Consider the following 12,090-nt stretch of genomic DNA (forward strand, 5'->3'; position numbering starts at 1 on the left):
CCTCGAAGCAGAAGTACGCCCGATGAGCCCAAGCACCACCCGCCCGCCCCGCCCGACCCACCGTCCGGAGCTGCTGCTGATCATCGGCAGTTGCGTCACGGTGCTGCTGATCATGTTGGTAGTCGCAGTGCTACTGACCCGCGAGCACGCCAACACCTTGCAGGCGGCCCAGCGCACGGCCAATAACATCACCCAACTGATCGATGCCGACGTGCTGCGCAACGTCGAGCTGTACGACTTATCGATCAAAGGCCTGATCGCGGCCACCGAACGCAGTGATTTGGCCGGAGTGTCGGCCAGCATCCGCCACCTAGTGCTGTTTGATCGATCGGAAGCGGCGCCGTACAAGGGTGACATCCTGCTGCTGGACAAGAACGGCGAGGTGATTGCCGACTCCTCGCTGCTGACGCCCAACGCTGCCAACTTCGCCGACCGTGATTACTTTCATGCCCACCGGCAGAATCCCGACCTGGGCCTGTTCATCAGCCGGCCCTTCATGGCGCGCTGCGTGTGTGACGACCAATGGCGCATCGCTTTCAGCCGCAGGGTCTCCGGGCCCGACGGGCGATTCCTCGGGGTGGCCGTGGCCTCCATGCGCCTGTCGTATTTCCAGCAACTGTTCCGCAGCCTGAATATCGGCAACGACAGCACCATCAACCTGATCAACCAGCAGGGCATCCTGCTGGCCCAACAGCCGTTGCTGGAACGGGACATGATCGACAAGGACCTCAGTCAACGCCCCAACGTCGCGCGCATACTGAAAGAGCGCGACGGCAACTTTCGTGGCACGTCCAGTGTGGATGAGGAGAACCGCCTCTATACCTTCTCCACGGTGGGGAATTTACCGCTGATCGTCGTGGTGGGCCTGTCCACGGATGAAATATTCGCGCCCTGGCAGCGTGCGGCGCTATTGATCAGCGGGGCCACCGGGGTTTTGTGCATTGGCCTGCTGTGGCTGACCGGGATGCTTTGCATGGAACTGCGCAGGCGCCACCGCGCCGAGCAGGTGCTGTCAGAACTGGCAGCCACCGACGCCCTCACCGGTCTGGCCAACCGCCGCACCCTGGACCAGCGCCTGCGCCTGGAATGGGACCGCGCCCAGCGTTCAGCCGAGCCGTTGACGGTGCTGATGATTGATGTGGACCACTTCAAGGCGTTCAACGACCGACATGGCCATCAAGGTGGCGACGAGGCATTGCGTACGGTGGCGCAGGTGATCGAGGGCAATATCCGCCGCCCTGCCGATCTCGCGGCCCGCTATGGCGGCGAGGAATTTGCGGTGGTGCTGCCGCATACCGACAGCCAGGGTGCGCTGGTGATTGCTGAACATATCCGCAGCAGCGTCGAACACCTGCCGCGGGTGGGCGGGGATACGGTGCCGATTACCGTCAGCATTGGCCTCAGTACCTGGACCAAAAACAGCCGTACCACGCTGGAGGAATTACTGCTCAACGCCGACCAGGCGCTGTATGAGGCCAAGCATACCGGGCGTAATCGCGTTGTTGATGCCGGCGCTTTAAGGCCGTGACGCGGAGCGTCACAGGAGGCGTTACTACGCAGAGCGTGGGAACGATCAAAAAAAAAGGCAACCCGAAGGCAGCCTTTAAAAACAAAAGGAAAGAGAGTTGTTACTTACACCGCCGCGACGGGACGCATGTAAGAGATCGGTGCGGTGCTGGCATCTTCGAAGGTCACGACTTCCCAAGCGTCTGTCTGCTCAATCAACTTGCGCAGCAGCTGGTTGTTAAGGGCGTGGCCCGACTTGAAGCCTTTGAACTCGCCTATCAGGCTATTGCCCAGCAGGTAGAGGTCACCGATTGCATCGAGGATCTTGTGCTTCACGAATTCGTCTTCATAACGAAGGCCGTCTTCGTTCAGTACACCATCCGCGTCGACCACAATGGCGTTTTCAACGCTGCCGCCGAGTGCGAGGTTGTGCTTGCGCAGGTACTCGATGTCACTCATGAAACCAAAGGTACGGGCGCGGCTGACTTCTTTTACGAACGAAGTGCTGGAAAAATCCACGCTTGCACTTTGTGTGCGGTCACGGAATACCGGGTGATCGAAATCGATCTCAAAGCTCACTTTAAAGCCTTCGAACGGGACGAAGGTGGCGCGCTTGTCGCCGTCTTCTACTGTCACTTCCCGCAGAATGCGAATGAACTTCTTGGCTGCGTCCTGTTCTTCCAGGCCGGCAGATTGAATCAAGAATACGAAGGGTCCGGCGCTGCCATCCATGATTGGGACTTCGGACGCGGAGAGCTCGACGTAGGCGTTATCGATGCCCAGACCGGCCATGGCCGAGAGCAAGTGCTCCACCGTGTCCACTTTGACGTCACCGTTGACCAACGTGGTCGACATCGTGGTTTCGCCAACATTTTCCGCGCGAGCAGGAATCTGCACCACAGGGTCCAGGTCGGCACGAACAAACACGATGCCGGTGTCGACAGGTGCGGGCTTGAGGGTCAGGTATACCTTCTCCCCGGAGTGCAGACCTACACCTGTGGCACGGATAATATTCTTCAGGGTGCGTTGTTTAATCATGGCTTGGACCGCTTCAGCGCAAATTGCGAACTGGTATCAACAAAGGCTGGCGATAATAGCAGACCAGACCTTTGCTGAACACCAATCACCTTCATAGCCCTGATACATTCCATTAATCGGCCTGACGACGCAGGAAAGCCGGGATGTCCAGGTAGTCCAGGTCATCTTGCGGATTCGGGCTACGGGACGCAGCAGCACCGGCCTGAGCCTGGTTGCGCATCACGGTCGGACGATCCAGGTCACGATAGTTCACAGACGGCAGTTCCTGGCGCGCAGGCGCTGGAGCGGCAGCTTGCTGGCTGGCGTGGCTGGTATGGACGGTATTGTCGATCACCTTCACAGGCTTCTCGATTTTTGCACCCAGGCCGGTAGCAACCACGGTCACGTGCAGTTCGTCGCGCATGTCTGGATCAATAACCGTACCGACCTTGACCATGGCGTGCTCGGAAGCGAAGGCTTCGATGATGCTACCCACGTCGGAGTACTCACCCAGGGACAGGTCAGGACCGGCGGTGATGTTCACCAGGATGCCGCGTGCGCCTTGCAGGTTCACGTCTTCCAGCAACGGGTTGCGGATGGCCGCTTCGGTAGCTTCGCGTGCACGGTTCGGACCGCTGGCGCAGCCAGTGCCCATCATCGCCATGCCCATTTCGCTCATCACGGTACGTACGTCGGCAAAGTCGACGTTGATCATGCCCGGACGCTTGATGATGTCGGAGATACCGCGAACGGCACCGGCCAGTACATCGTCAGCCTTGGCGAAAGCCGACAGCAGGCTGGCGTCCTTACCGAGGATGGTCAGCAGCTTCTCGTTGGGAATGGTGATCAACGAGTCGACGCTTTCGGACAGCAGACGGATGCCTTCATCGGCGATCTGCATGCGCTTGCGACCTTCGAACGGGAACGGACGAGTCACGACGGCAACCGTCAGGATCCCCATTTCCTTGGCCACTTCGGCAATGATCGGCGCAGCACCGGTACCGGTACCACCGCCCATGCCCGTGGTGATGAACACCATGTTGGTGCCTTGCAGCACTTCAGCAATGCGCTCGCGGTCTTCCAGAGCGGCTTGACGGCCGACTTCCGGGTTCGCGCCGGCACCCAGGCCCTTGGTCACGGCTGTGCCCAATTGCAGGATGGTGCGTGCACCGATGCTTTTCAGGGCCTGGGCGTCAGTGTTGGCGCAGATGAATTCAACGCCTTCAATGTTGCTCTTGACCATATGGTTGACAGCGTTGCCGCCGCCACCGCCGACGCCGATCACTTTGATGACCGGGCTTGCGGGGATGTTGTCTACGAGTTCGAACATTTTCCCTCTCCTTTCATTTCTCTAGTTTTTTCGCCTACTACTTGAAACGGTGTTGCGGTAAATCTTTAGAAATTGCCTTTCACCCAAGCCTGCAACCGCTCGAACAACGGCGCTTTCGCTTCGTCGTCGCTTCTGTAGCTGTCGCGGTTGCTCGGGCCCGACAGGGAGATGCCGTCGGTCTGCTTTTGCAGCCCGTACAACAGCAAGCCCACACCGGTGGAATAAATCGGGTTGCGCACCACGTCGCCCAGGCCTTTCACGCCATGGGGCACGCCCAGGCGGACCGGCATGTGGAAGATTTCCTCGGCCAGTTCGACCGCGCCTTCCATCTTCGAGGTACCACCGGTCAGCACGATGCCGGCCGGGATCAAATCTTCGTAGCCGCTGCGGCGCAGTTCAGCCTGGATCAGGGTGAACAGTTCGTCGTAGCGCGGCTCGACCACTTCGGCCAACGCCTGGCGCGACAGTTCGCGCGGTGGACGGTCGCCCACGCTCGGCACCTTGATGGTTTCACCGGCACCGGCCAGCTTGGCCAGGGCGCAGGCGTAACGGATCTTGATTTCTTCGGCGTACTGGGTCGGTGTGCGCAACGCCATGGCGATGTCGTTGGTCACCTGGTCACCGGCAATCGGGATCACGGCGGTGTGACGGATCGCACCCTCGGTGAAGATCGCGATGTCCGTGGTACCGCCGCCGATGTCCACCAGGCACACGCCCAGTTCTTTTTCGTCGTCGGTCAGTACCGAGTAAGCCGAAGCCAACTGCTCGAGAATGATGTCGTCGATTTCCAGGCCGCAGCGGCGCACGCATTTTTCAATGTTCTGTGCAGCGTTGACGGCGCAGGTCACTACGTGAACCTTGGCTTCCAGGCGTACGCCCGACATGCCCAAAGGCTCGCGAACGCCTTCCTGGTTGTCGATCACGTAGTCCTGCGGCAGCGTGTGCAGCACGCGCTGGTCAGCCGGGATCGCCACGGCTTGCGCTGCGTCGAGTACACGCTCCAGGTCAGCCGAGCTGACTTCGCGGTCGCGGATCGCCACGATGCCGTGGGAGTTCAGGCTGCGGATGTGGTTACCGGCAACACCGACGAATGCCGAGTGAATCCGGCAACCGGCCATCAGCTGCGCTTCTTCGATGGCGCGCTGGATCGATTGCACGGTGGATTCAATATTCACCACCACGCCCTTCTTCAGGCCCCGGGACGGATGCGTGCCGATTCCGACGATTTCCAGCGTGCCGTCGTCCGCGACCTCGCCTACCAGCGCCACCACTTTGGAGGTGCCGATATCCAGACCGACGATCATTTTGCCGCTTTGCACGTTTGCCATGGGTCCTGCCTCTTCTTAATTCTTCGCGACAGCAGGTTGCGCTGCCGTGGGCGCCGCAGGGGCCCGCCAGCCGACGGCAAGGCCGTTGGCGTAACGCAGGTCGATGCTCGCAATGTTCGTAATCTGTTCTTTCAAGGTCTTTTCATAGATGGCGATAAAACGGCGCATCTTTTCCACCAGGTTGCCGCGTCCCAGCAACAACTCGATGCCCGGGCCGGAACTGCCTGCACCCGTGGTCAAAAACCAGCTGCCCCGCTCACGCAATTCCAGTCGCGCAATCGAGAAGCCCAACGGCCGCAGCATCTGGCTCAACGCCTGGTACTGCTGCATCACTTGCTGCTGCGCCCGCTGCGGCCCGAACAACTGCGGCAGGTGCTCGTAATTCGCCACTTCTCGCGGTGCAAACGCCTGGCCCTGGTTGTTCAACAACTGTCCATCGCCCCAACGGGCTACAGGCAGTTGTTCTTCCAGGCGGATCGTTACCTGATCCGGCCACACGCGACGCACTTCGGCGTGGGCAATCCATGGCATCTGTTCCAGCTCGGAACGCATGCCTGCCAGGTCGATGGTGAAGAAGCTCGACGCCACAAACGGGGCGATTCGCTGCTGCACGGCTTGCTGGCTGATGTAGCTCAAATCGCCCTGCACACTGATCTTGGTGATCGGCCGGTCGGCATACGGCAGCAGACGCTGGGCGCCTTCGTACGTACCAAACCCCAACGCCACCAGGATCACCGGCCAGAACAGCGCCTTGAGAAAACCAAAGTTGGCTTTCGGCATGCGCGCCGACATCGGCTCTCTAGCCACCATTCGGCTGGCACCACGCGGCACCGGCTTGCGGCCGGGAGCGGGTTGCTGATGACGAAGCGATGCGCCGTTCATGGTCTTAGCCTCGAGGCTCAATGCTTGCTGCCAGGATCGCCAGCACCAACTGCTGGAAATCCAAACCGGCTGCACGAGCGGCCATAGGTACCAGGCTGTGATCGGTCATACCGGGTGCGGTGTTGACCTCAAGGAACCAGAAATTCCCTTGGTCATCCTGCATCACGTCTGCCCGCGCCCAACCGGCGATACCCAGCGCCTCACAGGCTTTCGCCGTGAGGTCCATCAATTCCTGTTCCTTGGCTGCATCGAGGCCGCACGGGATCCGGTACTGAGTATCGGAAGCCACGTACTTGGCGTCGTAGTCGTAAAAGGTGTGGGGCGTGCCCAATGCGATAGGCGGCAATACCTGGCCACGCAGCGTAGCGATGGTGAACTCGGGACCTTGAATCCACTGTTCCACCAACACTTGCGAATCGTAGGTACTGGCCGCTTTCCATGCGTCAATCAATTCGGCGGCTGAGTTCACTTTAGCCATGCCGATACTGGAGCCTTCATGGGCTGGTTTGACGATCAAAGGCAGGCCCAGTTCCTTGGCTGCAGAAATACAATCGTCTTCGCTGCACAGCACGCTGTGACGCGGGGTCGGAATACCCAGGCTGTGCCACACCTGTTTGGTCCGCAACTTGTCCATGGCCAGCGCCGAAGCGAGGATCCCGCTGCCGGTGTACGGAATGCCCAGGCATTCCAGCAGGCCCTGCATGCTGCCGTCTTCACCGCCACGGCCGTGAAGAATGATGAAGGCGCGGTCGATTTTCTCGGCCTGCAGGCGCGACAGGAAGTCATCGCCCACGTCGATGCCGAACGCATTCACGCCGGCACTTTGCAGCGCTTCCAGTACGGCATTGCCGGACTTCAGCGACACTTCACGCTCAGCACTCTTGCCGCCGAACAGCACCGCAACGCGGCCGAAGTCGGCAGGTTGAATGGTGGAGAACAGGGAGCCGTAGTCAGTGGTCATTTCGACTTCCCCTGTGGAGCGGCAAACAGCGGGCTCGCCAGCAATTTAGGGGCGAGGCCGCCGATATCGCCGGCACCCTGGCACAGCAGGATGTCGCCGGCGCGCAGCAGCGGCTTGACGATCGGCGCCAGGTCCACACCGCGCTCGATGTAGATCGGGTCCAGCTGGCCACGTTGACGGATGCTGTTGCACAGCTTGCGGCTGTCGGCACCCGGGATCGGTTCCTCACCGGCCGGGTAGACTTCCATCAGCAACAACACGTTGGCGTCCGCCAGCACATTGACGAAATCGTCGTACAGGTCGCGGGTACGGCTGTAGCGGTGCGGCTGGTACACCATCACCAGACGGCGCTCCGGCCAGCCACCGCGTACGGCCTTGATCACCGCCGCGACTTCGGTCGGGTGGTGACCGTAGTCGTCCACCAGCATCACGTTGCCACCGTCTACCGGCAGTTCGCCGTAGACCTGGAAGCGACGACCCACACCGGCAAAACCCGACAGGCCTTCGACGATGGCTTCATCGCTGACGCCTTCGTCGGAGGCGATGCAGATGGTCGCCAGGGAGTTGAGTACGTTGTGGTTGCCCGGCATGTTCACCGAGACATCCAGCGGCTCGCGGTCAGGGCGCAGCACGGTGAAGAAGGTCTGCATGCCCTGCTGGCGCACATTGATTGCGCGCACGTCGCAGTCTTCGCTGAAGCCGTAGGTCACGGTCGGACGCTTCACCAGCGGCAGGATTTCGCGCACCACCGGATCGTCCAGGCACACCACGGCCAAACCGTAGAACGGCAGGTTGTGCAGGAACTCGACGAAGGTTTTCTTCAGTTTGTTGAAGTCACCGTCGTAGGTCGCCATGTGGTCGGCGTCGATGTTGGTCACCACAGCCACCAGCGGTTGCAGGTGCAGGAAGCTGGCGTCGCTTTCATCGGCTTCGGCGATCAGGTAGCGGCTGGTACCGAGCTGTGCATTGGTGCCGGCTGCATTCAGGCGGCCACCGATCACGAACGTCGGGTCCAGGCCACCGGCAGCGAACACCGAGGCGATCAGGCTGGTGGTGGTCGTCTTGCCGTGGGTACCGGCGACGGCAATGCCGTGGCGGTAGCGCATCAGCTCGGCCAGCATCTCGGCGCGCGGCACCACGGGAATGCGGCGTTCAAGAGCGGTGGCCACTTCCGGATTGGAGGTGTTCACGGCACTGGAGACCACCAGCACGTCGGCTTCAGCAGCGTTCTCGGCGCGGTGGCCAATAAAGATTTTCGCGCCAAACGACTCGAGGCGCTCAGTGACCGGCGACATTTTCAGGTCGGAGCCGGACACCTGGTAACCCAGGTTCAGCAACACTTCGGCGATCCCGCACATGCCCACGCCGCCGATACCGACGAAGTGGATGCGACGGATGCGGCGCATTTCCGGTTGTGGCATGGCTTTCTGATTCTCAACCATGGGCCACCTCCAGGCAGATATCGACCACGGTGCGGGTTGCGTCAGGTTTGGCCAGGCGGCTTGCGGTGCTCGCCATGCTGTTCAGTCGTTCCGGTTGCATCAAAACCTCGGTCAGGCGTGCGGCCAAATCGGCGGCGCCAGTCGTTCTTTGCGGCAGCAGGAAGGCAGCGCCCTCCCCGGCCAAATATTCGGCGTTGCGGGTCTGGTGATCGTCGATCGCGTGGGGCAAAGGCACCAGCAAGGACGGCAGACCGGCGGCAGCCAGTTCACTGACGGTCAACGCACCTGCGCGACAGACCACCAGGTCGGCCCAGCCATAGGCTTGGGCCATGTCTTTGATGAAGGGCTGCACATTCGCCTCCACACCCGCTTCGCGGTAGCGCGTGGCGGTCACTTCATCGTGGTTCTTGCCGGCCTGATGGAAGATCTCGGGGCGCAGCTCCTCAGGGAGTTGCGACACCGCTTCAGGCAGCAATTTGTTCAAGGGTTCGGCGCCCAGGCTTCCGCCCAGTATCAACAGGTGCGCCTTGCGACCGGCCAACGGCTGGCGGGCAATGTCCATGAACAGCTCGGTACGCACCGGGTTGCCGGTGGTGCGCAGTTTGTCCGCGGCATCAAAGGTCTTCGGGAAGGCCTCGCACACCCGGGCAGCCAAGGGCACCAGCAGGCGGTTGGCGGTGCCGGCCACGGCGTTCTGCTCATGGACGATCACCGGCACACCGGAGAGTTTTGCCGCGACACCGCCAGGGCCGGTCACGTAACCGCCAAAGCCCAGCACGCATACCGGCTTCACTTCACGGATAACCTTGCGCGCCTGCCACACCGCCTTGAGCAACACGAACGGCGCCTTGAGCAGGGACAATTTGCCCTTGCCACGCAGGCCGGTGACGTTGATCAAATGCAGTGGCAAGCCGGCATTCGGTACCAGATCGTTTTCGATGCCGCGCGGCGTGCCAAGCCAATGCACGCTGTAGCCGCGGTTCTGGAACTCGCGGGCACAGGCCAGCGCCGGGAACACGTGGCCACCGGTGCCGCCTGCCATGATCAGCACGTTAGCGCCCATGGTTCGGCTCCTCGGCGAAGTCGCTTTCGCTGAACTCCATCTCTTCGCTGCCCAGGTGGGTTCGACTCTCCCACTCGATGCGCAGCAATAACCCGAGACAGGCGCAGCAAATTACCAACGAACTGCCACCGTAACTGAGGAACGGCAAGGTCAGGCCCTTGGTCGGCAGCAGGCCGACGTTCACCCCGATGTTGATCAGGAACTGGCCGATCCACAGGAACGACAAGCCGTACGCCACGTAAGCGGCGAAATATTGCTTGGCCTTTTCAGCCCACAAGCCGATGTACATGCCGCGAACACACACGAACACGAACAGCGCGACGGTGCACAGCGAGCCGACCACGCCCAGCTCTTCGGCGAGTACCGAGAACACGAAGTCGGTGTGGGCTTCCGGCAGGTAGAACTGCTTCTGCACGCTGTTGCCCAGGCCAACGCCCAGCCACTCGCCGCGACCGAAGGCGATCAACGCCTGGGTCAACTGGTAGCCGGAACCGAATTGATCGGACCATGGGTCGGTAAAGGTAATCAGACGCGCCATCCGGTAGGGTTGCGCCTGCACCAGAATGGTCACGGCGGCCACCGCCAGCACCACCATCAAGGTGAAGCGGAACAGGCCCACACCTCCGAGGAACAGCATCGCCGCCGCCGCCCCCATCATTACAACGGTGGCACCGAAGTCCGGCTCCATCAGCAACAGGCCAGCCATGGGCAGCAGCACGATGAACGGCTTGAAGAAGCCCATCCAGCTTTCGCGTACTTCTTTCTGGCGCCGCACCAGGTAACCGGCGAGGTAGATCACCACGAACACCTTGGCGATTTCCGACGGCTGCACGTTGAACGCGCCGAAGCCAATCCAGCGCATCGAACCGTTCACCTCACGCCCGATGCCGGGCAGGATCACCATCACCAGCAGGCCGAACGCGCCCACCAGCATCAGCCAACCCAGACGCTGCCAGGTGGCGATCGGGATCATCATGGTGACGATGCACGCACCAAGGCCGATCACCAGGTACACCAGGTGACGGATCATCATGTACAGGGTGTTGCCCGACTGCACGGCGGCCACTTCCGAGGACGCCGAGGTAATCATTACCAAGCCAAGCCCCAGCAGCGCGAGGCAACCGGCAAGCATCGGGAAATCCAGGTCGATACCGCGCCCGGTAATGATCGGCGACGGGTACGGCTTGATGATGTTCCGGAAATTGATACTCATGCCAAGGCCTCCACGGCGCGGGCGAACAGCTGGCCGCGCTCTTCGTAGTTCTTGAACATGTCGAAACTCGCGCAGGCAGGCGACAGCAGCACCACGTCACCCGGCTGGGCCAGGGCCCGGCACTGGGCGATGGCGTCGTCCAGGGACTGCGCGCGCACCTGCGGTACGGCGTCGCCCAGGGCATCGGCGATCAAGCCGGAATCACGGCCCATCAACACCACGGCGCGGCAGTTGGCAGCGACCGGGCCTTTAAGGTCCTTGAAGTCGGCACCCTTGCCGTCGCCACCGGCGATCAGCACGACCTTGCCTTGAATGTCGGCACCCAAACCTTCGATGGCAGCGAGTGCCGCACCGACGTTGGTGGCCTTGGAATCGTTGTAATAGCCAACGCCATCCAGCTCGCGAACCCACTGGCAGCGATGCTCAAGGCCGGCAAAACTACGCAGGGCCGAGAGCATGGCGTCGAACGGCAAGCCGACTGCGTGACCGAGTGCCAGCGCCGCCAGGGCATTCGCCTGGTTGTGCGCACCACGGATTTTCAGTTCACGCACCGGCATCAGGTTCTGGAATTCGAAGGCCAGGTATTTCTCGCCATTCTCTTCCCGCAGGCCGAAGGCCTTGAAGTCAGGCTTGTTCAGGCCGAAGGTCCAGCACGGCAACCCTTCGCCGATCAACGGACGGCTCAGGGCATCCTGGCGGTTCACCACCACTTGCCGCGCACCACGGAAGATCCGGTGCTTGGCCAGGTGATAGGCCGGCAGGCCGCTGTAACGGTCCATGTGGTCTTCGCTGACGTTGAGCACGGTGGCCACTTCGGCGTTGAGCTGGTCGGTGGTTTCCAGCTGGAAACTCGACAGCTCCATCACGTACAACTCGACGTCGTCGCTGAGCAGGTCCAGGGCCGGCGTGCCGAGGTTGCCGCCCACGGCCACGCGCTTGCCGGCCGCAGCCGCCATCTCGCCCACCAGGGTGGTCACAGTGCTTTTGGCATTGGAACCGCTGATGGCCACGATCGGCGCCTTCGCGTTACGCGCGAACAGCTCGATATCGCCGGACAACTTCACCCCACGGGCCGCCGCCGCTTGCAGGGCCGGGGTCGCCAGGGCCAGGCCGGGGCTCACGTAGAGCTCATCGGCACGGCACAGAAACTCGACATCCAGCTCGCCACAACGCACTTCCACGTGCGGGTAGTCACGGCGCAGCGTGACCAGCTCCGGTGGATTTTCCCGCGTATCGGCCACGGCAAACGACGTGCCCCGGTTCGCCAGGAAGCGAACCAGGGACATGCCGCTCTTGCCGAGGCCGACAACGATGCGGAAGTGGTCTGAAGCGATCAGGGACACTCGTT

General features: G+C 61.6%; 10 protein-coding genes. 1 reads left to right on the top strand and 9 read right to left on the bottom strand.

The features are described from left to right. Window positions 1-22 precede the first annotated feature (22 nt). Entirely contained in the window at window positions 23-1,528 is a 1,506-nt protein-coding gene (locus D109_RS0115280) for a diguanylate cyclase (RefSeq protein WP_017477683.1), read from the top strand. A 104-nt stretch (window positions 1,529-1,632) separates the two neighbouring features. Here D109_RS0115280 and lpxC read toward each other — a convergent pair whose 3' ends face one another. The 9 genes from lpxC to murD all read right to left on the bottom strand — a co-directional run bounded on the left by lpxC (window position 1,633) and on the right by murD (window position 12,085). Then, window positions 1,633-2,544: a UDP-3-O-acyl-N-acetylglucosamine deacetylase gene (gene lpxC, locus D109_RS0115285; protein WP_003171886.1), complete on the bottom strand. Its 912-nt coding sequence runs from the start codon at window positions 2,542-2,544 to the stop codon at window positions 1,633-1,635. A 112-nt stretch (window positions 2,545-2,656) separates the two neighbouring features. Further along, window positions 2,657-3,853, bottom strand: a complete 1,197-nt coding sequence (ftsZ, locus tag D109_RS0115290) for a cell division protein FtsZ (protein WP_010170471.1) — start codon at window positions 3,851-3,853, stop codon at window positions 2,657-2,659. A gap of 65 nt (window positions 3,854-3,918) precedes the next feature. Beyond that, the gene (ftsA, locus tag D109_RS0115295) at window positions 3,919-5,181 is read right to left on the bottom strand and encodes a cell division protein FtsA (protein WP_003216224.1); all 1,263 of its coding nucleotides are present in this window, start codon (window positions 5,179-5,181) and stop codon (window positions 3,919-3,921) included. 15 nt (window positions 5,182-5,196) lie between these two features. Further along, the gene (locus D109_RS0115300) at window positions 5,197-6,063 is read right to left on the bottom strand and encodes a cell division protein FtsQ/DivIB (protein WP_026077995.1); all 867 of its coding nucleotides are present in this window, start codon (window positions 6,061-6,063) and stop codon (window positions 5,197-5,199) included. Window positions 6,064-6,067: 4 nt separating this feature from the next. Then, the gene (locus tag D109_RS0115305; protein ID WP_003216220.1) at window positions 6,068-7,024 is read right to left on the bottom strand and encodes a D-alanine--D-alanine ligase; all 957 of its coding nucleotides are present in this window, start codon (window positions 7,022-7,024) and stop codon (window positions 6,068-6,070) included. Continuing rightward, window positions 7,021-8,466, bottom strand: a complete 1,446-nt coding sequence (gene murC / locus D109_RS0115310; RefSeq protein ID WP_017477685.1) for a UDP-N-acetylmuramate--L-alanine ligase — start codon at window positions 8,464-8,466, stop codon at window positions 7,021-7,023. The genes D109_RS0115305 and murC overlap by 4 nt, the downstream gene beginning before the upstream one ends. Further along, window positions 8,459-9,529 (bottom strand): undecaprenyldiphospho-muramoylpentapeptide beta-N-acetylglucosaminyltransferase, encoded by a 1,071-nt coding sequence (murG, locus tag D109_RS0115315; protein WP_017477686.1) that lies wholly within the window; start codon window positions 9,527-9,529, stop codon window positions 8,459-8,461. Before murG ends, murC begins: the two co-directional genes overlap by 8 nt. Next, window positions 9,519-10,742 carry a putative lipid II flippase FtsW gene (ftsW, locus tag D109_RS0115320; RefSeq protein ID WP_003216215.1) on the bottom strand — a complete coding sequence of 408 codons (1,224 nt, stop codon included), beginning with the start codon at window positions 10,740-10,742 and terminating at the stop codon, window positions 9,519-9,521. The genes murG and ftsW overlap by 11 nt, the downstream gene beginning before the upstream one ends. Next, window positions 10,739-12,085, bottom strand: coding sequence for a UDP-N-acetylmuramoyl-L-alanine--D-glutamate ligase (murD, locus tag D109_RS0115325; protein WP_017477687.1), 1,347 nt, complete (start codon window positions 12,083-12,085; stop codon window positions 10,739-10,741). The genes ftsW and murD overlap by 4 nt, the downstream gene beginning before the upstream one ends. Window positions 12,086-12,090 lie beyond the last annotated feature (5 nt).

The organism is Pseudomonas sp. PAMC 26793 (assembly GCF_000313235.1).
GTDB lineage: Bacteria > Pseudomonadota > Gammaproteobacteria > Pseudomonadales > Pseudomonadaceae > Aquipseudomonas > Aquipseudomonas yamanorum.